We start from the raw sequence: 23,356 nt of genomic DNA, 5'->3' as shown, positions 1-23,356 counted from the left end.
CCGTCAAAGCGGAGCAAGTTCACCGGGCTACCACGCCACCGGCCCCGGCCGCGGGGCCCGCCCCGAACTGACGAAAAGATCAGTAAGAAGTCGCCTCGGACGGTGAAGGCAGGAGTGGTGAGGGGGCCTATGGGGCGGTCCACCCGGCTGTGTTGGAGTACGACTCGTAGCTGTAGCGAGTGCTGCGGTCCCATTCGTCGCCGGTGAGCTGCTTGTATGCGTTGTCGGGTACGTAGAGCAGGGCTTCGGCCCAGACGAGGTCCCTGGCGTACGGTATGAACCGCTTGGGGTCTTGAAGTACGCGCTCGAACTCCTCACGGCCGGCCGCGACGACCGCAGCCCGGGTGTAGAGGAACTGATCGCTCGACAGACCGTCCCCGTATTCCTTGCGGTCCAGCCTGTGCAGGGCCCAGGAGAGCTGCTCGGCGAAGCCCGTCACGTCAGACACAGAGCCGTTCATCAGGCGGGCTGTCAGGACAGCGGCAAGCTCATCGCCCTCGGCGTCGGGGACAGAGGGGCTGCACGCTTCGATGAGCTGCCAGAAGGCGTTCTCGTTCATGTCGCAGAGCATGGCGGAGAGGTGTGACACACAGAGGTTTCAGCCGCTTGTCCGACTGACCGGCGGTAGCCGATGAGGGCTGCTGCCGCGCAGACGGAGGCAAGGAAGCGCTCGGCCTTGAGCCCGTAGCGGCGGTGGAGCCTTCGGCAGCCGGCCGGCCAGGGCACGGCTCGCTCCCCCCACCCACCGACGTCGGCCCACCCACGGTGAGGACTCGATGCCCTTGCGCGCGATGTAAGGGCGGATCGCACGCTCGCGAAGCCATCGGAACAAGTGGTCGTAGTCATAGACCTGGGCTCGCCCCCCTGGTCCCTCCGAAACCCCTCCGGGACCGGACCGCAAGGCCACGGAACCGGCCCTCGCATGCTGCGCTCAGGGGACGAACGAAGTGGCCTCCGTGCTGGTTCGAACATCCCGGACGCCGGGATGCACCGGTACGGGTCGCGCCCTGGCGCCAAGGGCTCGGAAGAAGATCTCCGGCGCTTCACCTGACCACGCCCGTGCACTCCGCGCGCGACGAGGAGACGCGGCGACAAGAAGAGGCCCGCCCCCCACGGAACGGCGAAGTCATCACGGCACACACGGCCCTGCCTGGCGCCACGGTTCTGACCCCGGGTGGTGACAGCGGTTCTACGACAGGTGTTCGCCGATACTGGGAGCCCCCTGTGCTGGAACACACCCCGGACTATCCGCCGAAGACGCCGCCCCCATCGAAACGGCCCATCTCGCCGCCGCATCCGGAGGCATCCCTTGAAGGGACGGGCCGGGCGCGAATGCTGGTGCGGAACCGGCGGTCGGCGAACTGGTCGTTGGAGGCCGCCCCCTGGGCTGCGCAGAAGGCCTCGGGGTTCGTATGAGGGCAGTTGCACAAGTGGGGCTACCGAGAAGCCGACGAAGCAGCGGCTGGGCTGGTGGAGCTGCTGGTGCGTACTGCGGTCGCGGACGGGGGCCGCCGCGTGTCTGTACACCTCGCGGACCAGGATCGGCAGGCGTAAGAAGCGGGACCGGTTGAGCGGCCCCGGAGGCCGGAGGCCGGCTACCGGCCTTTGCGGGGTGGCGGAATCTTCGGCAGGAGCTCCCACAAGGGGCGTCCGCCGCCGGCCCAGGTGGCGAGGGTACGCCGGTCGGCGAGGTGCATGTGCAGCTGCGTGGCGAGGGGTTGGCAGCGGGCGGAGAAGCGGCCGTTGGTGACGACCAGGACGACGTCGGCGCCGTAGAGCTGGCGGGCGGTGCCGTTGACGCGTTGGAGGTCGGGGGTGCCCACCGCCGAGCCGCGGTCGCCGTCGCGGCGGTGTTTGCACTGGATGACCCAGGTGCGGCCGAGGGGGTCGGTGGCCAGGACGTCGGCGCCGTTGTCGCCGGCCCCGCCGATCTGCCGGGCATCGGTGCACCCGTCGCGGAGCATCAGGTCGCGGACCGCGTACTCGAAGTCGCGGTGGTGCAGGGCGTCCAGCTGCGGCAGCCCGTAGCGCAGGGCCTGTTGCCTGACCCGGTCCCATGCCTGCTGCCGGCGACGCCGGTGGTCCCAGACCGTCGCGCCCATGGTGGCGAGCGCCCCGAGGACGATCAGCGCCCACCAGTTCGCCAGCAGCCAGGAGATCAGCGCCCAGACCAGTGTGAGGCCCGCGACGGCAACGAAGCCGATCAGGAGCAACTGAGCGTCGCGGTGCTGCTGCCGGCGCGAGCGTCGGTGCGAGAATGCGCCGCGGCGGCCGGGACGACGGGCCGCAGGCCGGCGGCGGGACGGGGGGCGGCGGTTGGCCATCGGGGGTGCTCCGGTTTCAGCGGGAGGAGTCGGTGATGCCGGAGGCGAGCCGGCCCAGGAAGTCGCCGATGCCCTCGCCCAGCGAGGTCGGGGCGGTGACGACGCCGGGCGCGAGCACGACGATCACGGTCAGCTTCTCGTCATTCCGGCTCCGGGACTCAGTGCGCCCGCGCAACCGCAACAAAACGACGGCAGCGAGCAGCACCCCTACGTTGATGGTCAGCATCCCGCCCCGCCTCCGGATCATCCATCGGTCCCGTTCCGACCCCCTTGTGTATCCGCAGCCCGCACCGCTGTGCCTGGTAGTTGCCTGATGATGACGCAAAGTGACCGGGTGGCCGGATACCTCGTGCGGGAGATGAACTCGGTGACGCCCCACAGGCTCGCCGCCATGAGCGACGAACTTCACCAGAACCGGCCTGGCACGAAAGGGCAGTTGACATCGCCGGATCTGTCTTCCCGGAGATCTCCCGCGACGGGCGCGGGCCCACGAGCTCGCGGGCCGCCAGCTCGCTCTCAGCCCCAGCAACCGGACGGCCCCGACCTGCCAGGGGTGCGACGGCAGCCCGCGGCCCTACCTGACCGTCCCGAACCCGAGCAAGTACGCCGACCTCCGGCCCAACTGACACCTGACTTCCCTCCCCGACGGGGATGCAGTAGGGGGCGGGGCACCTGCCGACGTCGTCGGCCAGCGGCCAGGTAGCGGCCCCGGCCTCTACTCCCGCAGCCCAGCTTCTGGCTTCTGGCTTCTGGCTTCTGGCTTCTGGCTTCTGAACGACTCGATACTGAACGGCAGCTGATCGACTACAGCGACGGAAGGCGCAGGCGGCGAACGGCCCCGCCGCGCAGCGCGGCACGGGCCGCATTCGCGCCGGGGGCACCGTGCACGCCGCCTCCGGGGCACGCGGATGCGGAGGCGAGGTACAGGTTCTTCACCTGCGTCTCGGGGGGTCCCGTGCCCGGTGTCGCACGAAAGACCAGCTGCTGGTGAGCGGCAGCGCTCCCGCCGTTGATCGCCCCGCCGGACAAGTTGCCGTCCATAGCCTCCGGGGTGGGCCGTCAGGAGGCGTGTTGCGCCCCGTCGGCGGTCTCCTCGACGGCTTTCGCGAGTCGGGCGAGCATGCTGCGGTGACGCAACTGGACCAGTGCGTCCACCACGGTGTTGTGAAGCTTCCCAGCCGGCCCCCGCAAGGGGTGCTCATCGATGATCACCAAGGTGTTCCGTCCCCAGGAGCGGACCTTGAGCGCGATGCGTGCCGTGCCCAGCCGTCCGCTCTCGGCCTCCAGCTCCAGCATGTGCGGGGCCTTGCACCGCCGGACGACAGTGCGCCCCTGGGCGGACCAGCGGCCCAGCCGGATGGTGTAGGTGATACTGGCGTCCACCTGCGGCCAGACACCCTCATGGGGCCTGGACTTCGCCGTGCCCACCACCCAGTCGCCATAGCGCGTGGGGTCTGCGAGAACCGCCCAGACGTCCTCGACCGGACGTTCGATCAAACGGTACCGTACGGCCATCGGTCCTCCAGCCCTCGGAAAGTCCTGCAGTACACCGGCACTTCAGTACCCGAACTCCCCCGGCCTACGCCCCGCGCAGCAGTCGGCCCCCGGCGACGGCGCGTTCCTCGACGGCAACGGTTCCGACCCGAACAACAGCGACGGCGGAGTCGGACTCGGCATCCGACCCCAGACGCACGCCTCCTCCAACTGCCACTTACGGCAGGAACAGCAGCAGGGGCATGCCGGCGAAAGCAGCGACTCCGGGCCCCTTGCTCTCCGGCTCTCGGAAAGGACGCCGGCGATCCCGACGGGCAACCTGCCGGACCAGGGAGCGGCCGACCGGTCGCCCCTTCGCGCTCTTCCCGAACTTTCACGACCCCACCCCGCATGGCCGGGAACGCCCACTCCCCCTCGACACGGCCCGTCGCCCTCGGACCGCAAGCCGTTGGACGCGGGCGGTGAGGTGTTGGCGGTCGGGGCGCCGGTGGCGCGGCGCGCGGCCTCGCGGCAAGGGACCACGGCAGCCGCGTGCTCCCCGAGGAGTTCAAGCAGGTGGGCGCGGGCGGCGTGCAGGCGGCGATGGCGCACCAGGCGTTTGCCGCTTTCCAGTGTGGCGAGCAGATCGAGTCCGGTGGTCGGGAGTTTCGGAGCGGGGGGCTTCCCTCCTGGTCAGCAATCGCGCTGTACCGAGGTCGTATCGACGTCCACGGGCCTGCCGTGCGCGTCGGTGGGGCGCAGCTCTGGGAGCGGGAGACCACTTTCGTCAACGAGGACCGAGTGAGCCTCGGTCGGCGCGAAGGCGTGTCGTTCACCCCACTGGCGCGCGGCCACGATGACGGCGAAGAGGTCTCGGCCCGCCTCTGTGAGGACGTAGTTCTGCCGCCGTCCGGTGGGGGCGGTGCGCCGATCGAGGATCCCCCGTTCGACCAGGCGTCGCAGCCGCTCGGTGAGGATGTTGCGCGCGATTCCGGTGCGGTGCTGGAAGTCGGTGAATGCTCGCGCACCGTCCATCGCGTCGCGAATGATCAGCAGGCTCCATCGGTCCCCGACCAGGTCGAGGGTGCGCGCGACGGGGCAGGCGGGGTCGGTCCAGGACATCCCCTCGATACGGGCGGCCGTGCCGGCCATCACTCCTCCTGAAGAGTTGTGGATCGAAACCATTCTGCCGTACCTTCATTTTGGTTGCAAAATGCTACTCATTGGAGGTGTGTCGGTGAGCCCTGCGTCTGGCCGGAGAACGCTGTTCGCTGTGATCTGCGCGGTCGCGGTCGCGACGATCTATGTGGCGCAGCCCGTACTGGCCCGGATCGGCGATGACCTGGGCCTGCCGGAAGCCGACTCGGGATGGATCGTCACCACGGGGCAGCTCGGCTACCTGGTCGGCTTGGCTCTCCTCGTCCCTCTCGGGGACATGTTCGACCGGCGCAAGCTCATCGCCGGACATCTTCTCCTCGCTGCGGTCGGCATGGCCCTGACCGCAGTTGCTACGGATCTATGGCTTCTGCTTGCCGGACTGGCCATCGCGGGTCTCTTCGCGGTCGTTGTTCAGACCACTGTGGCCTTCGCCGCGGACCTGTCCACGCCAGCGGAACGCGGCCGCACCCTCGGTGCCGTCACCTCCGGTGTCATCATCGGCATCCTCGGAGCGCGCGTGCTCGCCGGCGGTCTTGCCGCACTCTGGGGATGGCGAAGTATCTACGTGGTACTCGCCGTACTTCTCATCGCGCTCGCCGGCCTCGTGCTGAAGCTCCTGCCACCCGACCCGCGCGACGTCCGGGCCACGTACAGCGCGGTGCTGATCTCACTGGGGCGCCTTTTCCGTGAGCGCCTGTTCCTCTCGCGGGGACTGATCGCATTCTTCCTGTTCGCTTCCTTCGGCGTGTTGTGGAGCGGCCTCGCCCTCCCGCTCAGCGCCGAGCCATGGCACCTGAGCACCGCCCAGATCGGCCTCTTCGGGATCGCCGGGCTCGCCGGGGCGCTGGGCGCCTCTCGATCCGGACGGGGAGCCGACAGCGGCCGCGCCAACGTGATCACCGGAGGTGCACTCGTGCTCCTGGCCGCTTCATGGCTGGCGACCGGACAAGCGTCCTGGTCGCTCTGGGCGGTCGTCATCGGCGTGATCGTCCTCGACTTCGCGGTCCAGGCCGTACACGTCAGCAATCAACACCTGCTCACAGCCGCATACTCACAGCGGACGAGCAGCGTCATCGGCGGCTACATGCTCTTCTACTCCCTCGGCTCCGCCGTCGGAGCAATCGGCACCACTGCGGTGTACTCCGCCGCAGGCTGGACCGGATCCAGCCTCCTCGGCGCCGCCTTCGCCCTCTGCGCACTCATGATCTGGGCCGCCAACCGACACACAGTCGAGGACACACGCCGGGACGTGCTCGTGTAACTGCCTCGTCCCGACCCGCAAAGCTTGCGATCCGCTGCCTTCGCACCGTGGGCACTCGGGTGTGCGTCCGGTGCGAGGCCTGGCACGCACTCCCGCCCGAAGCCTGCTGAAGCAGGCCGCTGAACAGCACCTTCGAGGCCACCAGCTCGACCGCGACGCACCATGAAAGGAATCATGGACAAGTGATATCGACTGAAGCAGCAGCACTCGCCCTACAGGGCCGTGCCCTCCTTTGGAGCATCGGCGAGATCCGGGCAACCGATGTCGTCACCGGCGCCTGCGACGCCCTCGTCGCCGGACTCGACAGCCCTGCCCTGCGAACCCTGGCCGCGTGCACACGCGCAGAGGCTGACGACGACATCCTTCGGCTTCTTCCCCCGGCGCTCAATGAGCTGGGTCTCGAACCCTTCTACCCGGGCATCGCCGGACAGGAAGCCGAGGCAGGAGCACTCGCCGCCTGGATGCTGGCCGGCGGGCTGACACCACGTGAGCTGGCCTCGCGGATCCACCGACGCTTCGGGCACGAGCTTCCCTTGGCCGAGCGTCTCGCCGAACTGGACGACGAGTACGACATGCTCGAATACGGCGACAGCACAGCGGCACAGATCGACGCCGACGTTCTGTCCGAAGCTCTTCGTCTCACACAGCATCCTCGCGTTGCACCCGAACCCACGGATCCACCGACCTGAAGCACACCGGTGGATTCGCGGGTTCGCACTGAAAGTCTTCGGCTATCGGCCTCCCGAAGAACACGCGCACCCTGTTCGGCAGCGACAGGAAAAGTTCATGTGCTGTCGAGCGAGGCCCGGCGCGGTTCGCCGGGTTCGGCGGGGCGCGGACGTCGGTCTCGGCGTGCTGGCTCATCGCAGTAGCGCGCGGGCCGGGAGGGAGGCCGAGAACAAGGCGAGGAGCAGCGCCGCGGCTGCGAAGGAGCCGGTGAGGAGCGGCGGCAGATAGGGGCCCTCGCCGGTGAGGCCGTGCGTCATGGGCACCAGGGTGGCCAGTGCGATCGCTCCCCCCAGGACGGTGCCGGCGACGCCGACCACCAGGCTTTCCCACTGGATCATGCGCAGGACCTGGCGGCGGGTCGTACCGACGAGCCGGAGGGCGCGCAGCTCGCCCCGGCGGGCGAGAACGGTCATCACCAGGGTGTTGGCGGCGGCAACGGCTGCGAACCCGCCCAGGACGGCGGCCATGGTGGTGTTGGCCCAGGCGTTGACCTCGCGGTCACGGCTCTGCGCGGCGGCCCGGCCAGCGGCGTCGGTGACCGCGCCGAGCGCGCCGAGGCGGTCCGGCGTGCCGCCGCGGACCAGCAGTTCGTCCGCGTACGGGTCGCTGCGGTGCCCGGCAAGGTCGGCAGCGGGCAGGGTGATCTCGGCGAGGCCGAGGCCCCGCCCGTAGGTGGCGACGACCCGGGGCGAGGCGGCACGGCCGTCGGGCAGCCGCAGGTGGAGGCGCTCTCCGGTGCTGACGCCCACGGCGTCGGCGATGTTGGCGTCGACGGCGATCGTGCCGGAACGCAGTCCGGCGAGGGAGCCGGTGCGCACGTCGAGGTCGAGCACGGGGCGGGGGTCGGCGGAGACGGCCAGGGCGGTGGCGCTCCGGAAGCCCGTGTCGCGGTCGGGGAGCAGGACACCGGTGTGCTGGACGGCCACGGCGGCGGTGACGCCCGGGAGGCGGGCGGCGCGGACGGCGGCGTCGACGGGCAGCCCGGCCGGGGCGGTTACGACGTGGTCGGCGACGACGCCGGCCCGCTGCTGGTGCTCGGTGGCACGGTCGGTGCTGGCGTGCAGCAGGACGAGGGTGGAGGCGAAGGACGTCGCGAGCACGATGGGCGTGAGTGCGGAGGCGAGCCGCCGGGCGTTGGCCCGGGAGTTGGCGGCGGCGAGATGCCCCGGGGCCCCGGCCGCGTGGAGCGGCAGGCCGAGGGCGATCGCGCTGAGCCGGGCGACCAGGGGGCCCAGGAGCGCCACGGCCAGCATGAAGAACATGACGATGCCGAGGGCGGCGTTGGCTGCGTCCTCGCCGGAACCGGCGGCGGCGACCCCGGCGAGCGTTGCGCCGCCCGCGGCGGCAACCAGGCCCAGAACGGTGCGGACCCGGCCGATCGCGCGCCGTTCGGTCTGCGCCTCGGCGAGAGCGCTGCCGGGTGCGACGCGGGACGGGCGGCGGGCAGCGGCGAGCCCGGCGCCCAGGGCCGCCAGGACGACGACGAGAACGGCGGCGACGTACGGCAGGGGCCCGGTGTCGAGCCGTACGCCCTGCGGAACCGCACCCTTGTCCCGGAGTTGTCCGAACCACCAGTTCGCGAGGGCGAGTCCGGGCAGGCAGCCGAGAGCGCCGGCGAGCGGGGCGAGCAGCAGGGCCTCGGTCGCGATGGAGCGGCGCAGCTGGCGCGGGGTGGTGCCGATGGCCCGCAGCAGGGCGAACTCGCGGGAGCGCTGGCCCACGGAGAGCGCGACGGTACCGGCCGCGGTGAACACGGCGACCAGGGTGGCGATGCCGCCGAAGGAACCGCCGAGCGCGATCAGGAGTTCCTTGGCGGCGGGGAGGGCGGCGCCCTCGGCGAGGCTGCGGTCGTCGCCGGTGCGCACCTCGGCCGCGCCGCGCAGGGCGCGGTCGACTTCGGCGGCGAGGGTGCCGGGGTCGGTGCCGGGAGCGGGCAGGACGGCGATGGCGTCGACGGTGCGGGGGTGGCCGGAGAGGGCGAGGGCCTGGGCGTCGGTGAACCACGCGCCGGGCGTGCCGGTGGTTCCGGAGACGGTGAAGGTTCGCCGGCCGAGCGGGGTGTCGAGGGTGACACGCTCCCCCACGCGCGCGTGGCCGCCGCCGAGCACGACCCCGTCGGGTCTTGGGGCGGCGCCGGAGGCGAGCCGGGTGCCGGTGAAGGCGGTGGAACCCCAGCCGGAGGCGGTGAGGGGGGTGCCGGCAGCGTCGCGTACGGGGTAGCTGACGTCGCCGACGGCGCGAGCGGCGCCCGGGGCGCGGGCGGCGGCGTGGACGAGGGAGGCGTCGAGGCGGGCGCGGTCGGGCAGGGCGGCGGAGAAGGTCTCGCGTTCCGGGCCCCGTCCGATGGTGGCGTGGACCTGCTGGTCGGCCGCGGCGACGACGGGCGCACCGGCGTAACGGCCGGGCGGCATCGACGCGGTGAGGCCGGTCTGGAGCAACAGCCCGCACCCGGAGACGACGGCGGCGGCGAGCAGCAGCGCGACGAAGGTGCCGACGAAGGAGGAGGGCTTGAAGCGGATGGCGGCCCGGGCGAGGCCGTTGGGTCGCAGCGACATCAGGCGACCGCCCCGAGCGGGGCGGAGAACGTGGCCGAAGCCGTCGCCGCAGGGGTGAGGTCCGCCATCAGGGCGGCGATCCGGGCCGGCGTGGAGCGGGGGAGGCGAGCGGCGAGGGCGCCGTCCGCGAGGAAGAGGACGTGGTCGGCGTAGGCGGCGGCGACCGGGTCGTGGGTGACCATGACGACGGTCGCGCCGAGCCGGTCCACGGCGTCGCGGAGCAGGGTGAGGATCTCGGCGGCCGTGGTGGTGTCGAGGGCGCCGGTGGGCTCGTCGCCGAAGATCACGTCCGGCCGGGCGACGAGGGCGCGGGCGATGGCGACCCGCTGCTGCTGGCCGCCGGAGAGCTCGGAGGGCCGCCGGTCGCCCTTGTCGGCGAGGCCGACCTGCCCCAGGACCTCAGCGGCCCGGTCCCGGTCGGGACGGCGGCCGGCGAGCCGTAGCGGGAGCAGCACGTTCTGCTCGACGGTGAGCGAAGGCAGCAGGTTGAACGCCTGGAAAACGAAGCCGAGGCGGCTGCGACGCAGCTCGGTGAGCTTGTTCTCGCCGAGACTGGTTATCTCGGTGCCGCCGAGCCGGACCGAGCCCGCCGTGGGGCGGTCGAGTCCGGCGGCGCACTGCAGGAAGGTCGACTTACCGGATCCGGACGGTCCCATGACGGCGGTGAAGCTGCCGCGCGGGAGGCTCAGATCGATGCCGCGCAGGGCGTCCACGGCGCGGTCTCCCTTGCCGTACCGGCGCCGTACTCCGGCGAGTTCGACGGCTGCCGTCAAGGGGGTGGCTTCCCGTGCCATGGGTTCCTCCGTACGTTCGGTTTCGTCCCGTCGAACCTACGGATCGTGGCAGGTCAGAGACCATGACGGCGGCCGGTGGATCATGGGTGGGGTTTTCCCTACCTCCGCCATCCGATCCAGGTCGTCCCACTCGGATCGTGCAGGGCTCCCGACGCCCGGCACGATCCGGAAGGAACGGCCTGGCCGACCCGTCCCCGTACAGCAGGAGGCTGGGGTCCGCTGTCGCGATGGGGACGGTGGAATCGGGTCCGCCCCCGCGGGGGCGGGGAACAGGACTGAGCCGAGACGGAGGAGCCGATCGGGCGCCCACGAGCGGATGAAGCAGTTCCCCGAACCCCCTCGGGCACCGGGGCGCGGCCATGGGCGTTTCCGTTTACGTGTGAGGCGTCGGCTCGATGAGCAGTGCGTCCATGGGAGGGGCCCGACGGAGGCGCAGCACTCTCCCCGGTCAGCGTCCCGGGGTGCCGTAGAACCCGGAGCTCAGTGCCGGGTGCCGTCGTTTCCGGAGGCCCGGATCGGAAGCTGGTAGCCGAATTCCTCCCGGAGCTTCGGGACGGCCGCGTCCGAGCGCATCGACAGAGCGACGAGCCCGGCCGAGCCGAACGACCGGATGCCTGCGACGATCACCCCAGGCGCGACATCAGTGGACCCGGGGGGGCAGGGCGCCGAGCGCTTCCCCCCCTCCCCCCCCCCCAGCAACGCCCGGAACGCCGTCGCCACGTGAGTCTCGGGCGCCTGAGCCTGCGTCGCGTTGACTGCGGGCGCGTGGTCGGTCTTCAGGAGGTTTCCGGGCAGCGCCGCGAGGCTCCGCCCGGGGCGCCCGGGCGGTCGGGGCGTCCCCACGACCACGAGCGCAGCTTCTCCGGGTTGCGGACCGCCCAGATCCGGGTGACACGCCCCTGGGCGATGTCGAACGCGGCCACGGTCACGACGACTCCGTCGCGCAGGGCCACCAGGCCCGGCAGGCCGTTGACCGTCCGCTCCACCAGCTCCGTCCCGGGAGCCCGATCGGTGACGGCGACCATGTACGGGGCGATGCGCCCGCCCCCTTCGATCGGGCGGAGCGCCGCTCCGGCCACGCCACCCCCGTCGGCGGTCATCACGGCGGCCGGGTCGAGGACGTCGACGAGAGCCGCGATGTCCTTGTTCTCCCATGCCTCCTTCACGCGCCGTACCGTCTCGGTCCGCGCGTCCGCGGTCTCCGGAGGCCGGGCGGCGGGCACCCGCCGCCGGGCGGAGGCCGCGAGCTGCTTGCAGGCGGCGGGGGTCCGGCCGAGGACACCGGCGATCTCCGCGAACGGGTAGCGGAAGACGTCGTGCAGCACGAACGAGACGCGTTCGGCGGGGGTCATCGCCTCCAGGACGACGAGGAAGGCCATGGTCACCGACTCGTCCACAACGATCCGGTCGGCGGGGTCGGCGCCCGGGCCGTGGCCGTGCTCGGCGGGGTCGGGCAGCGGGTCGGGCAACCACGCGCCGACATAGCGTTCGCGCCGGACCCGGGCCGAGCCGAGCACGTCCAGGCAGATGCGGCCGGTCACCGTCGTCAGCCACGCGCCGGGCGACACGATCCCGTCCCGTTTCCCGCGCGGCAACGCGTACCAGCGGGTGTACGCCTCCTGCACGGCGTCCTCGGCCTCGGCGAGCGACCCGAGCAACCGGTAGGCCACGTTGATCAGTCGTCCGCGCTCCCCGGGCGGTCGCCCGGCGTCCTTCTCCCACGCTCCCATGGTCCCGGCCTCCGCCTCACCTTTCGCCCGCCCGTGTCGTCAGGTGGGTGAGACCTTATCGATCGACCGCCCGCGGGCGGGAAAAGGGGGCGTGGCATGGCCACCCAGGTGACGGCACGACAGGCGGCGCGGCACGGATTCTCGTTCCTGCGGATCGCGATCGCCCTGCAGACCCTGACCATCTTTCTCCAGGCGGTCTCCTCGGGGCTGCTGATGACCACGTCCTACGGGGAGGTGCTGCACAGCGTCGGGGCACGTGTGATGTACGGAGCGTCGATGCTGTACGTGCTCGCGGCAGTGCTGGCCTGGAAACCGGGCGGCGGCCCACTCCGGCCCGTCCTTCAGGCGTCCGGCTTCCTGGTTCTGGCGTCGGTCCAGGTCGCGGTCGGCATAGCGCACCTGCCGGCGGTCCATCTCCCGCTGGGCGTCCTGATGTTCGGGCTGAGCGTGCTGGCCCTGGCCCGCCGCTGAGGCCCCCCGGCGGAGCTGACCGGTCACACCACCGTCCTCACCGGCCCCAGCGGAACCGTCCAGCCGCCGGGGAAGGCGTACGACGCCGAAGTGCGCGAGCGCGCCCACGCGTTGCTCGCCGAACTCCGGATCGAGGACCTCGCCGGCCGGCCGTACGGCGTCCGCCCGGGCGGCCGGCGCGCCCGCCTCCTCATCGCCCGCGCCCTCATGGCGGGCCCGGGTCTGCCGCTGCTCGACGAGCCGTTCCACGCGCTCGACCTGCCTTCGTTCGAGGACCTCATCGGCGCCCTGCGCCATCTCGCCGGGTCGAGGCCAAAGCCGGCGAGGGTGGCCGTCACCCACCATCTGGAGGAGCTCTCCCCGGCGATCACCCACGCCCTGCTCCTGCGGGAGGGGAGCGTCCTCGCGCGGGGAGTGGTCGAGGAGGTCCTCACCCGGGAGCCGATGACCGCCTGTTCCGGCCGTTCCATCGAGGTGACGCGGCATGCGGGCCGTTGGCCGGCCCGTTCGGGCGGATTCGGGTGAGGGCGGCCCGGTACGCCTCGCTCCCGTGGTGGGCCGGGCCCTCCCACCTCCCTCGGCAGGCCGATCGGCGGGCGGTGCGCCACGGACCATGAATGTGTCAGGGGGCCAGCAGCGGCAGTCCGGCCGTACGCCACAGGGCGCGGAGACCGTCCCCGGACCGCGGTTCGCCGTCCGCTCGCGCTCCTTCCCGGTGCCGGGTCGCGCCCGTCCCCGTCGCCGCTTCCGCGCCTTCCTCCGCCGTGCGCCAGATCCGTACCGCCGCGCCGCTCCCGGCGGGCTCCGAAGGTCCGGTGAGGGGCGCCCAGCCCGGGTCGCCGTGCGCGGCGAACGCGGCCCAGGCGCCGGCCATCCGCCTGGCCAGTTCCCGGTCGGCGGCGCCGGGCGGGCCGCCGATCAGGAAGTGGACGCTCTCCTCGTGGAGGGCGCCGAACGCGAACGGAACGTCCGCGCAGTGCCAGGCCCGCACCCGCTGCCCGGCGCCGCCCCGGCGGCGGTCGAAGCGGGCGAGGTGGGCCCGGCCGCCCGCCGAGACGTGGGCTTCGGCCAAGCGGGAGCTGTATTCGGCGAACAGGAGGTCGGAGAAGAGGGAGAGGTAGACCTCGAGAACCGGCGCCTCCGGCAGGCGCGCACGGTACCCCTCCACGAGAGCGGCCGACAGGCCGAAATCGGCTGCGAACACGGCCAGTCGATCCTCGTCCGCGACCTTCGCACTGCTGCCGACCGCGTCCAGCAACCAGTACTCCTCCGTGGTGTGGCAGACCAGGAGCTCCACCGCGCCGCCCGCTCCGGCCGCCAACGCCTCCAGCGGGTCGGCGGTCAGGAGGACGCCGTCCGCCACCGGGCCGTAGATCGCCGGGTCGTAGTGGCGCCGTCCCGACGCGGGGTCCTGCCGGTACCGCGCGCAGACCCGGTCCGACGCGGCCACCAGAGCCTCGGGCGGGGCGGCGAGCAGCCCCGCGCGGGTGGCGGGCACCCCCGCCTCGGCGGCGACCTCGGAGGTGGTGCGGGCCGCCTGTTCCACCGTGGCGAAGGCGTTGACGGCACTGTGCAGGACGGCACGCCGGAACAGGCCGCGTGCCCGGTCGGCCACCGTCAGACAGGCCACCGAAGTGGCTCCCGAGGACTGCCCGGCCAGGGTGACCCGCTCGGGAGAGCCGCCGAACGCGGCGATGTCGTCGCGGACCCACTCCAGGGCGGCGATCTGGTCGAGCAGCCCCCTGTTGTCGGGGAAGGGCGCGGTGGGGGCCCCGCCGCCCGGGCCGGGGGCGGGGACCGGCGTGCCGTCGTCGGCGTCGGGCACGTGGCCGAACCCCTCGAAACCGAGGCGGCTGTTGAGGGTGACGACGACGAGCCCCAGGCCCGCCAGCGCGGTGCCGTCGAAGTCGGGCTGGGCCGAGGAGCCGAAGACGTACGCGCCGCCGTGGATCCACACCAGTACGGGGAGGTCCCCGGGACCGTCGGCGGGCGCCCAGATGTTCAGCGTGAGGACGTCCTCGTCACCGGGCGACCAGGTCGGCGCTCCGGGCAGCTCGGCCGACTGCGGGGCCACGGGCCCGAAGGCGGTGCAGTCGCGCACGCCGCCCCAGGGCTCCACCGGCTGCGGCTCCCGGAACCGGAGGGCGCCGAACGGCGGGGCCGCGTACGGGATGCCGCGCACCACGACGACGCCGTCGTCGCGCGCCGCGCGCTCTCCTCGTACCCGCCCCGCCCGCGTCGTGAAGACGTCCACTGCTCCCGCTCCCCTGGGCCCGCCGCGTCCGGCGACCGGCGCGGCCGTCACAGCGTCGCAGGCCACCGCGCGCCGGTGCCACCGGATTGATCGTGAAGCGCGGGCGGGGTCTCTGGCGTTCGCGAACCCGTACGGACGTTCACAAACCCGTACGGGCCTTCAGGGGCCGGAGCCACGGGCTGGGGGCCTCAGGGGGGGGCGGACGCCTGTCCCGTGTACGGCGGCGCGGCCCGCCGAGGGGGTGTGACCGCCCCGGGCCGACTGCCGCGCCTTCCCCCGGGACCGTCCCCGGCCGGGCCGACCGGCAATGCGGACAGCCGGCCCGGGAAGACTCTCCGGGCGCCGGGGAACCGGCCGCGACCTGCGGTCGAACCGGTCCGGGCGGCCCGTCGCGGCGCTCGGGCGCCGATCTTCCTTTTGCGGCCGGAGCGGTACCGGAGTGGAATTGCGTACAGGGGACAGCGGTTCTCGGCACTCCCGGAGGAAGGACGCGCCATGAGCGACACCGACTGGGGGGACGAGGTCTACCAGCCCCAGGAGCCGGAGGCTTCGGATCCCACCGAGCAGCTCGGGGCCGAGGACACCCTCATGGATCCCTCCGGCACCGGCGACCCGTTGGACGAGGGCTACGCGCCGCCGGACCGCCCGTGGGTGGTCGAGGGCCTGGGCACCACGGCCTCGGAACAGAGCCACGGCGACTCCCTGGAAACCCGCCTGATCAGGGAGGTCCCCGAGCCGGACGGCACCCCCGGCGACGGGGTGGGCGATCTCGTGGACGGTGACGGCGAGCCGTGGGACGGCGAGGTCGGCGTCGCCCGCGCGGGGCGGCTGACCCAGCAGGCGGAAGGGACCGTTCCGGCCACCCTCACCGCGAGCGACGTGGGTATCGACGGAGCGGCGGCGTCGGCCGAGGAGGCCGCGATGCACGTGATCCCCGAGCCGGGGGACGACGACGCGCTGCTGGAGCCCTGGCCGCCGCCGGATCTCTCCGGGGCCGACGCCGCCCCCGGCGGTACGGCAGCCCCGCCGTCGTCCTGAACGGGCCGCCCCGCGGCCCGGGGCGCGCCCCTCCGGGCCCTCCGTCCTCCCCCCGCCGTCCTCCCCCCGCCGTCCTCGGACTTCCAGGAGCACCCAGATGAGCGGCACAGCCCGGATCGGCGTCACCGGACTCGCGGTCATGGGCCGCAACCTGGCCCGGAACTTCGCCCGCAACGGCTACACCGTGGCCCTGCACAACCGCACCGCCTCCCGGACGGACGCCCTGGTGGAGGAGTTCGGGGGCGAGGGCGACTTCGTGACGGCCCGCACCCCCGAGGAGTTCGTCGCCGCGCTGGAACGGCCCCGACGCCTGGTGATCATGGTGAAGGCGGGGGACCCCACCGACGCCGTGATCCAGGAGTTCGCCCCGCTGCTGGAGGAGGGCGACATCGTCATCGACGGCGGGAACGCCCACTTCGAGGACACCCGCCGCCGGGAGAGGGAGCTGCGCGAGCGCGGTCTGCACTTCGTCGGGGCGGGGATCTCCGGTGGCGAGGAAGGCGCGCTGAACGGCCCCAGCATCATGCCGGGTGGCTCGGCCGAGTCCTACGCGTCGCTCGGCCCGATGCTGGAGAGCATCGCCGCCCGGGCGAAGGACGGCACGCCGTGCACCACGCACATCGGCCCCGACGGCGCGGGCCACTTCGTGAAGATGGTCCACAACGGCATCGAGTACGCGGACATGCAGCTCATCGCCGAGGCGTACGACCTGCTGCGCTCCGTCGCCGGGTACTCCCCCGCGCGGATCGCCGACGTCTTCCGCACCTGGAACACCGGCAGGCTGGATTCGTACCTCGTCGAGATCACGGCGGAGGTCCTCGCCCACACGGACGCGGCGACCGGGAAGCCGTTCGTGGACATCGTGCGGGACCGGGCGGAGCAGAAGGGCACCGGCCGCTGGACCGTCCAGATCGCCCTCGACCTCGGAATCCCCGTGTCGGGGATCGCGGAGGCGGTGTTCGCCCGGTCGCTGTCCGGCCACGCCGATCTGCGGGAGGCGGCCGGCGACCTGCCCGGGCCCGCCCCGCGACCGCTCGGCAAAACGGCGGCCGCGGCGTTCGCGGACCAGGTGGAGCAGGCCCTGTACGCCTCCAAGATCGTCTCGTACACGCAGGGCTTCCACCAGATCGGGGCGGGCAGCGAGGAGTACGGCTGGAACGTCGACCTCGGCTCCGTGGCGGCGGTCTGGCGGGCCGGGTGCATCATCCGGGCGGCCTTCCTGGACCGCATCCGCGCCGCCTACGCCTCCCGCCCGGACCTGGTGGGCCTGCTGTCCGACCCGGAGTTCGAGCAGGAGATCGGCGCGGCGCAGGACGGCTGGCGGGCAGTGGTGTCCGAGGCCGTGCGGCAGGGCGTGCCGACGCCGGGGTTCGCCGCGGCGCTCTCGTACTACGACGGCTTGCGCGCGGACCGGCTGCCGGCGGCGCTCACCCAGGGCCAGCGGGACTTCTTCGGGGCGCACACCTACCGGCGTACGGACCGGGAGGGTTCGTTCCACACCCTCTGGGGCGGCGACCGGTCCGAGGTCGAGGCGGGCTGAGACGCGCCGGGGCGGTGGCGGGCCGGGAGGGCGGCCGGGCCGGCCCCGCGCCCCCGACCGGCCCACCCCGCGTGCGAGCGGCCACCGGCCGTGGCTTAGTGGCTGCGAGCCCTGTCCGCCGCCCCCGCCCCGCCGTTCCCGTGGTCCCCCCTCCGTTCACCGTCGTAGTGGAGTACGCCCGTGCCCGACGCCGTCCCCGATCCCGTCTCCGTGCAGCCCGTCGTGGCGCCGGTGACCAGTGCGGCGCTGTTCCTGGTCGGTGTGATCGAGCCGGGCGGTGAGAAGGCGGTGCGGGACGTGCTGCCGGACGTCACGGCCGTCGCCCGGTCGCTCGGCTTCCGGTATCCGAACGCCGGTCTCGCCTGTGTGGCGGGGTTCGGCTCCAGCGCCTGGGACCGCCTGTTCGACGGGCCCCGCCCCGCCCGTCTCCGCCCGTTCCCGGAGTTGCGGGGACCGCGCCACCACGCCCCGGCGACACCGGGCGACCTCCTGCTGCACATCCGGGCCGACCGGATGGACCTCTGCTTCGCGTGGGCGTCCCAGCTGCTCGACAAGCTGGGCGGGGCCCTGCGGATCGTGGACGAGACGCACGGCTTCCGCTATCTCGACCACCGCGACCTGCTCGGCTTCGTCGACGGTACGGCGAACCCGGTGGGCGACGACGCTCGGACGGCGGCGCTCGTCGGACCGGACGACCCGGACTTCACGGGCGGCAGCTACGTCGTCGTACAGAAGTACCTCCACGACCTGGCGGCCTGGAACGCGCTCACCGTGGAGGAGCAGGAGCGCGTCATCGGCCGCACCAAGCTGGACGACGTGGAGTTCCCCGACGACGAGAAGCCCGCCGACTCCCATCTGGCGCTCAACACGGTCATCGACCAGGACGGCGCCGAACGGGACATCCTGCGGGCGAACATGCCGTTCGGGAGCTTCGAGCAGGGCGAGTTCGGCACGTACTTCATCGGGTACGCCGCCGATCCGGACGTCACCGAGCAGATGCTGCGCAACATGTTCCTCGGCGACGGCGCCGGCTCGCACGATCGCATCCTCGACTTCTCCACCGCGGTCACCGGGTCGCTCTTCTTCGCCCCCCGCGCCGACTTCCTCGACTCCCCCCCGCCCCCGCCCTCCTCGGCCCCCGCCCGGGTCCGGCCGGAGCCGGCCCCCGCACCCGCCCGCCGGGAAGCGCCGGAGCCGGCCGCCACCGGTCCCGGCGATGGTTCGCTGCGCATCGGCAGCCTGCACGAAAGCGCCCAGTGATGAACAATCTGCACCGCGAACTCGCACCCGTCACCCCCGCCGCCTGGGACGAGATCGAGCAGGAGGCGCGGCGCACCTTCCGCCGCCATGTCGCCGGCCGCCGCGTCGTCGACGTCTCCGGCCCGGACGGCCCGACGCTGGCCGCGGTCGGGGACGGCCATCTGCGCGGCATCGATCCGCCCGCCCCGGACGTGATGGCGCGCGCCCGCACGTCGATGCCGGTCATCGAGTGGCGGGTGCCGTTCACGGTGACCCGCGCGGCCGTGGACGACGTGGAGCGCGGCTCGGCCGACAGCGACTGGCAGCCCGTCAAGGACGCGGCGCGCACCTGCGCGTTCGCCGAGGACATGGCGATCATCGACGGGTACGGGGCGGCCGGGATCACCGGCCTGCGGGACGGCTCCTCGCACGATCCGCTGCCGCTGCCCGCCGACGCGCGGGACTACCCGGTGGCGGTCGGCCAGGCCGTGACCCGGCTGCGGCTGGCCGGGGTCGACGGGCCGTACCGGCTGCTTCTCGGCGCGGACGCGTTCACCGAGGCGGCCGAGACCTCGGACCACGGCTACCCGGTCAAGACGCATCTGAGCCGCCTGGTGGACGACGAGATCCTGTGGGCGCCCGCCGTCAAGGGCGGGGTGCTGCTCTCCACCCGCGGCGGGGACTTCGAACTCCGCCTGGGCCAGGACCTGTCGATCGGTTACACGGACCACGACTCCACCAGCGTCCACCTCTACTTCCAGCAGGCGTTCACCTTCCGGATGCTGACGCCTGAGGCCGTGGTCGGGCTGATCGCCTGACCACCACCGCACGCGACCGGTGTGGAGGCCGGGTACTCCCGCCCCGTCGGGAACCCTGGCGGGAGGGAAGAGCCGTCGGGCACGCTGGCCGCATGACGCAGACGACTTCCGCACACCACGAGGACGACGCGACACCGCCCGCCCCGACCGGCCACAGCGCCCCCCGTGACTCCCGCTTCGACGCCGTCGTGCGGGCCGCCGTCGGGCAGGGGCTGCTGGGCGAGGGCGGGCAGGTCGCCGGATTCATCGACACGGCGGGGGTGCGCGCCTCCGTCGGGACCCTGCACGACGCCTTCTCCGCCGCACCCGAGGTGCTGCACACCTTCGCCGCCAAGGCATGCTCGCTCATCCCGGTGCTGCGGCTGCTCGCCGACCGCGGCATGGGGTGCGAGGTGGCGAGCCCCGGCGAACTGCGCCTCGCCCTGGACGCCGGGTTCGCCGCGTCCCGCATCGTCCTGGACTCCCCCGCCAAGACCCGCGAGGAGATCCGGCTGGCCCTCGCCCTCGGGGTGGCGGTCAACGCCGACAGTCTCGACGAGCTGCACCGCATCGACGCCCTCCGCGGCCCGGACACCGCCTCGGTGGTCGGACTGCGGATCAACCCCCAGGTGGGCGGCGGCTCGATCGGGGCGATGAGCACGGCCACGGCCACCTCGAAGTTCGGGGTGGCGCTGTGCGACCCGGGGGCCCGCGAGGCGATCGTGCAGGCGTTCCGGGACCGGCCGTGGCTCACCCGGCTGCACGCCCATGTGGGCTCCCAGGGCTGCCCGCTGGAGTTGATCGCGGCCGGGGTGGCCCGGACGTACGAACTGGCCGAGGAGATCAACGCGACCCTGGGAACCCGCCGGATCACCAGTCTGGACATCGGCGGCGGCCTCCCGGTCAACTTCGCCGACGAGACCGTACGCCCCACCTACCCGGAGTACGTGGCGGCCCTGACCGCGGCCGTCCCCGGCCTCCTCTCCGGACGCTACTCCCTGGTCACGGAGTTCGGCCGGTCCCTGCTGGCGAAGAACGGGTTCATCGGAGCCCGCGTGGAGTACGTGAAGGACGCCGGGGGCCGCCGGATCGCCCTCACCCACGCGGGCGCGCAGACGGCCACCCGTACGGTGCTGATGCCCGACGCCTGGCCGCTTCGGATCGGTGCGTTCGGCCCGGACGGCGCCCCCAAGGTCGGCCCGGTGCTGGCACAGGACGTCGCGGGGCCGTGCTGTTTCGCCGGGGACGTGGTGGCGTACGGCAGGGAGCTGCCGGAGCTGGCCGAGGACGACGTGGTGGTGCTGTACGACACCGGGGCGTACTACTTCTCCACCCCGTGGGCGTACAACAGCCTGCCCCGCCCGGCGGTGTACGGGTTCCGGACGGGGCGGGAGGGGGCGGTGACGTTCGCGACGGTGCGGGAGGCGCAGTCGTTGGACGCCGTCGCGGCGGAGAGCGGGCTCGCGCACGCGGATGCCCTGATCGAGAGGGTCTGACCGGGTGGGGCGGCCGAGCGGGCGGAACGGGCAGGCCCGGCCCCGCCCCCGCCCGGGCCTCCCCGGGCGGGGGCGGAGGGGGAGCCCCCGGCGGTCGTCGCCACCGGGGGCTCCCCCTCCGCCCCTGCCCCTGCCCCTGCCCCTGCTCGCACGGGGGAACCGGGACCGGCCCCCAGGACCGGACCGGCCCCCGGTCAGGTCCCGGCGGGCTGCGGCTCCGGTTCCGGATCCGGTACGGGGTCCGGGCCGGGCGCCGGCGGCTGCGGGATCGGGTCCGGCGCGGGGCCGGGCGGCACGGGTGCGGGCCCCGGCGGCACCGGCGGCGGACTGGGCACCGGCGTGGGCGGGCCCGGCACGGGCGGAGGGGTCGGCGAAGGCGGTACGGGGTCGGGGTACGGGTGGGTCATCGCGATCCTCCACAACAGGACGAAGGGAACAGATGGAGCTTTCCTCCACCGTCTCCCGGGGCGGCTGCCCGCGCCTGCCGAGTCCACACCCGGGCGGGGCGGCAGTCGTCCATACGGAGGTGCGCGGGCCCGCCCGGAGGGGGCGGGCGTCCGGGCGCCCCGGGAGCCGTCCGAGGCGACGGCCGCCCCGCCGGTCAGAGCAGCTCGGGGTGGTCCCTGAGCTGTCGCTTCGCCTCCTGGACGAGCTCGGCCGACGCCTCGGGCGCCTCTTCGGGGTGACGCTGCGCCCACTTCGCCGCGTACGGGCACAGCGGTACGACGGGGACCCCCTCACGGTCGGCCATGGCGTAGAACTCGCGCACGAGCGCCCCCGCGATGCCCTTGCCCCCGTGGGCGGGAGGGACGACCGTGTGCACGGCCACCAGGGCGCCGGGAGCCGGGTCCAGGACGAAGTACGCGATGGTCCCGACCGGCTCGCCCCCCTCGTACGCCCCGAGGCTGCCGCGCTCCCGGTCGTCCCTGATCTCCACGTCCGCCTTCTCCGCCATGACTCCTGCTCTCTCCCGGTTTCGGGGGCGCTCCCGGACCGGGGCCCCCGTGATCACCTCTACGCGCGAGCGACCTCAGCCGCCCGCGACGACGGCCTGCGGGCTCCGCTCCGTACGGGAGCCGGGTACGGGCGCCGAGGCGTCCGCACCGAGCGCCACGATCCGGTTGTCCGCGTCCACGTGCACGACACGCGGCACCAGCGCACGGGCCTCCGCGTCGTCCACCTGCGCGTAGCTGATCAGGATGACCAGGTCGCCGGGGTGCACGAGGTGCGCGGCCGCCCCGTTGATCCCGATGACGCCGGAACCGCGCTCACCCTCGATCACGTACGTCTCCAAACGGGCGCCGTTGTCGATGTCGACGATATGGACCAGCTCGCCGGGCAGCAGGTCGGCGGCCTCCATCAGAGCGGCGTCGACCGTCACGGACCCCACGTAGTGCAGGTCGGCCTGGGTGACGGCGGCCCGGTGGATCTTGGACTTGAACATTGTACGCATCATCGAGGTACTCCTGGACATAGGCTCCCTGCCTGCGTTTTTGCAGGTCAAGGGCGGTTTTCCTACCCTACAACGAGTCGCATGCTCGGGCAGCATTCCCCAGGTTTTTCAGGACTCATGCTGACCACTTGCTGACTTTTCTGACGCACCGTCAGGTGATTACTGAAGAGCTTCGCCCGCCCTCCTGGACCCCACCGCGACGACTGCACAAGCCTACGCAGCACCCTGCGAAGGGTGTCCGTGGTCCCAGTCACTCTGGCGGTCTGGGAGGCAAGCGGCGAGGGCGGTCGCCAGGGATCCGGCTGCACACAGGCATCCGAGGGATCGAAGTGGCGCGGCAACATAGCCGCGGATCGCCGGTTAGCCAAACCGGCGATCCTCATGACCATGGCTACAGCTCGTCCGGTGACTCTTGGCACAGGGCGGGTGTCAAGGATGTTTGGAATTCGGCCAGAGCAGAGAGCGAGCCAATGCCGCGATCGGGGCTCAGGCCAGCCTCAGGGAGCCATCTTGCCCGTGGAACCGCAGTCGCACTTCGACCAGACCCGCACCGATATGAACTCGTCGGGCAGGCGCCGTAGCGTCGAGCCCGTCCTTATGGACACTGCCGAGGTCGCTGCGATGCTCAACATGTCCACGAGCTGGGTTTACAGGGAGGCATCGAAGCTGGGCTTGAAGGGCTACAAACTCGGACGAGGCAGGAACGCGAAAGTCCTGTACAAGAGGTCCGAGATCTTCAAGTGGCTAGAGCAGCAGAAGATCCATTAGCGAATTTCCTCGCGAGGTTCCCGAGGCTGCCAGCACTTCACGAGGTGCCGAACGCCCGAGACGAGGACGCCTCACTCGTGTGCACCTCAAGCCGAGGAACAGGACGCTGAGGCGTGGGGCGAGCATTCACCCGCCTGCGCTGGTTCCCTGGGAGGTATGCGACGACATCCACGATGCCTTCCGCGCCCTGGGACGCGCACTGATCTGTCGGCGCCCGCACTCCCGATAAGAGTCAAGACAGACACGGCCGTCTTAGAGGTCATCTCATTTGGCGAG

General features: G+C 72.5%; 21 protein-coding genes and 2 pseudogenes. 10 read left to right on the top strand and 13 right to left on the bottom strand.

Features of this window, described 5'->3' with window-relative positions:
- Positions 1 to 127: 127 nt before the first annotated feature.
- The 6 genes and pseudogenes from AMK24_RS31610 to AMK24_RS31575 form a co-directional block, all read right to left on the bottom strand.
- Positions 128 to 559 carry a DUF4240 domain-containing protein gene (locus AMK24_RS31610; RefSeq protein WP_242435340.1) on the bottom strand — a complete coding sequence of 144 codons (432 nt, stop codon included), beginning with the start codon at positions 557 to 559 and terminating at the stop codon, positions 128 to 130.
- Between the two features lie 1,036 nt (positions 560 to 1,595).
- Entirely contained in the window at positions 1,596 to 2,324 is a 729-nt protein-coding gene (locus AMK24_RS31595) for a restriction endonuclease (RefSeq protein WP_107427516.1), read from the bottom strand.
- 16 nt (positions 2,325 to 2,340) lie between these two features.
- On the bottom strand, positions 2,341 to 2,550 hold the full coding sequence (locus AMK24_RS31590) for a hypothetical protein (protein WP_073772325.1): 210 nt from the start codon (positions 2,548 to 2,550) through the stop codon (positions 2,341 to 2,343).
- 578 nt (positions 2,551 to 3,128) lie between these two features.
- Positions 3,129 to 3,380, bottom strand: a pseudogene (locus AMK24_RS35055) (NAD(P)/FAD-dependent oxidoreductase); the annotation flags it as partial.
- A gap of 3 nt (positions 3,381 to 3,383) precedes the next feature.
- Positions 3,384 to 3,839 (bottom strand): SRPBCC family protein, encoded by a 456-nt coding sequence (locus AMK24_RS31580; protein ID WP_073772324.1) that lies wholly within the window; start codon positions 3,837 to 3,839, stop codon positions 3,384 to 3,386.
- Between the two features lie 651 nt (positions 3,840 to 4,490).
- Positions 4,491 to 4,949, bottom strand: coding sequence for a winged helix-turn-helix transcriptional regulator (locus AMK24_RS31575; protein ID WP_073772323.1), 459 nt, complete (start codon positions 4,947 to 4,949; stop codon positions 4,491 to 4,493).
- Positions 4,950 to 5,010: 61 nt separating this feature from the next.
- On the opposite strand from AMK24_RS31575, the gene AMK24_RS31570 reads away from it, so the two are divergent.
- Complete coding sequence (locus AMK24_RS31570; RefSeq protein WP_073772328.1) at positions 5,011 to 6,216, top strand: MFS transporter; 1,206 nt, start codon at positions 5,011 to 5,013, stop codon at positions 6,214 to 6,216.
- Positions 6,217 to 6,398: 182 nt separating this feature from the next.
- Positions 6,399 to 6,905 (top strand): hypothetical protein, encoded by a 507-nt coding sequence (locus AMK24_RS31565; RefSeq protein WP_073772322.1) that lies wholly within the window; start codon positions 6,399 to 6,401, stop codon positions 6,903 to 6,905.
- Between the two features lie 171 nt (positions 6,906 to 7,076).
- Here AMK24_RS31565 and AMK24_RS31560 read toward each other — a convergent pair whose 3' ends face one another.
- The 4 genes from AMK24_RS31560 to sigJ all read right to left on the bottom strand — a co-directional run bounded on the left by AMK24_RS31560 (position 7,077) and on the right by sigJ (position 12,024).
- Positions 7,077 to 9,500 (bottom strand): ABC transporter permease, encoded by a 2,424-nt coding sequence (locus AMK24_RS31560; protein WP_073772321.1) that lies wholly within the window; start codon positions 9,498 to 9,500, stop codon positions 7,077 to 7,079.
- Complete coding sequence (locus tag AMK24_RS31555; protein ID WP_073772320.1) at positions 9,500 to 10,294, bottom strand: ABC transporter ATP-binding protein; 795 nt, start codon at positions 10,292 to 10,294, stop codon at positions 9,500 to 9,502. The genes AMK24_RS31560 and AMK24_RS31555 overlap by 1 nt, the downstream gene beginning before the upstream one ends.
- A 480-nt stretch (positions 10,295 to 10,774) precedes the next feature.
- Positions 10,775 to 10,921 carry a hypothetical protein gene (locus AMK24_RS34085; protein WP_158072192.1) on the bottom strand — a complete coding sequence of 49 codons (147 nt, stop codon included), beginning with the start codon at positions 10,919 to 10,921 and terminating at the stop codon, positions 10,775 to 10,777.
- Between the two features lie 149 nt (positions 10,922 to 11,070).
- A complete protein-coding gene (gene sigJ / locus AMK24_RS31550) occupies positions 11,071 to 12,024 on the bottom strand; it encodes an RNA polymerase sigma factor SigJ (RefSeq protein WP_073772319.1) in 954 nt (317 codons plus the stop codon).
- A gap of 96 nt (positions 12,025 to 12,120) precedes the next feature.
- Between sigJ and AMK24_RS31545 the strand changes: the two genes are divergently transcribed.
- On the top strand, positions 12,121 to 12,495 hold the full coding sequence (locus AMK24_RS31545) for a hypothetical protein (RefSeq protein WP_073772318.1): 375 nt from the start codon (positions 12,121 to 12,123) through the stop codon (positions 12,493 to 12,495).
- A gap of 6 nt (positions 12,496 to 12,501) precedes the next feature.
- Positions 12,502 to 13,020: pseudogene (locus AMK24_RS31540) on the top strand (ATP-binding cassette domain-containing protein); the annotation flags it as partial.
- A gap of 97 nt (positions 13,021 to 13,117) precedes the next feature.
- On the opposite strand, the gene AMK24_RS31535 reads toward AMK24_RS31540, so the two are convergent.
- Positions 13,118 to 14,749: a carboxylesterase/lipase family protein gene (locus tag AMK24_RS31535; protein ID WP_073772317.1), complete on the bottom strand. Its 1,632-nt coding sequence runs from the start codon at positions 14,747 to 14,749 to the stop codon at positions 13,118 to 13,120.
- 495 nt (positions 14,750 to 15,244) lie between these two features.
- On the opposite strand from AMK24_RS31535, the gene AMK24_RS31530 reads away from it, so the two are divergent.
- From AMK24_RS31530 to AMK24_RS31510, 5 genes are all read left to right on the top strand, one after another.
- Complete coding sequence (locus tag AMK24_RS31530) at positions 15,245 to 15,787, top strand: DUF5709 domain-containing protein (RefSeq protein WP_073772316.1); 543 nt, start codon at positions 15,245 to 15,247, stop codon at positions 15,785 to 15,787.
- 97 nt (positions 15,788 to 15,884) lie between these two features.
- Positions 15,885 to 17,327, top strand: a complete 1,443-nt coding sequence (gene gndA / locus AMK24_RS31525) for an NADP-dependent phosphogluconate dehydrogenase (RefSeq protein WP_073772315.1) — start codon at positions 15,885 to 15,887, stop codon at positions 17,325 to 17,327.
- Positions 17,328 to 17,507: 180 nt separating this feature from the next.
- Positions 17,508 to 18,587: a Dyp-type peroxidase gene (locus AMK24_RS31520; RefSeq protein WP_073772314.1), complete on the top strand. Its 1,080-nt coding sequence runs from the start codon at positions 17,508 to 17,510 to the stop codon at positions 18,585 to 18,587.
- Positions 18,587 to 19,384 carry a family 1 encapsulin nanocompartment shell protein gene (locus AMK24_RS31515; protein WP_073772313.1) on the top strand — a complete coding sequence of 266 codons (798 nt, stop codon included), beginning with the start codon at positions 18,587 to 18,589 and terminating at the stop codon, positions 19,382 to 19,384. Before AMK24_RS31520 ends, AMK24_RS31515 begins: the two co-directional genes overlap by 1 nt.
- A 92-nt stretch (positions 19,385 to 19,476) precedes the next feature.
- Positions 19,477 to 20,859 carry a diaminopimelate decarboxylase gene (locus AMK24_RS31510; protein ID WP_073772312.1) on the top strand — a complete coding sequence of 461 codons (1,383 nt, stop codon included), beginning with the start codon at positions 19,477 to 19,479 and terminating at the stop codon, positions 20,857 to 20,859.
- 601 nt (positions 20,860 to 21,460) lie between these two features.
- On the opposite strand, the gene AMK24_RS31500 is transcribed toward AMK24_RS31510, so the two are convergent.
- Together AMK24_RS31500 and panD are read right to left on the bottom strand one after the other, a co-directional pair.
- Positions 21,461 to 21,814: a GNAT family N-acetyltransferase gene (locus AMK24_RS31500; RefSeq protein ID WP_073772310.1), complete on the bottom strand. Its 354-nt coding sequence runs from the start codon at positions 21,812 to 21,814 to the stop codon at positions 21,461 to 21,463.
- Positions 21,815 to 21,889: 75 nt separating this feature from the next.
- Positions 21,890 to 22,315, bottom strand: coding sequence for an aspartate 1-decarboxylase (gene panD / locus AMK24_RS31495; RefSeq protein WP_073772309.1), 426 nt, complete (start codon positions 22,313 to 22,315; stop codon positions 21,890 to 21,892).
- Between the two features lie 513 nt (positions 22,316 to 22,828).
- On the opposite strand from panD, the gene AMK24_RS31490 reads away from it, so the two are divergent.
- Positions 22,829 to 23,080 carry a helix-turn-helix domain-containing protein gene (locus tag AMK24_RS31490; RefSeq protein ID WP_073772308.1) on the top strand — a complete coding sequence of 84 codons (252 nt, stop codon included), beginning with the start codon at positions 22,829 to 22,831 and terminating at the stop codon, positions 23,078 to 23,080.
- Positions 23,081 to 23,356 lie beyond the last annotated feature (276 nt).

Origin of the sequence: Streptomyces sp. CB02366 (assembly GCF_001905905.1) — a bacterium.
Taxonomy (GTDB): Bacteria; Actinomycetota; Actinomycetes; order Streptomycetales; family Streptomycetaceae; genus Streptomyces.
Note: the sequence above shows the minus strand (reverse complement) of the source record. Positions and strands in the feature narration are given on the sequence as shown.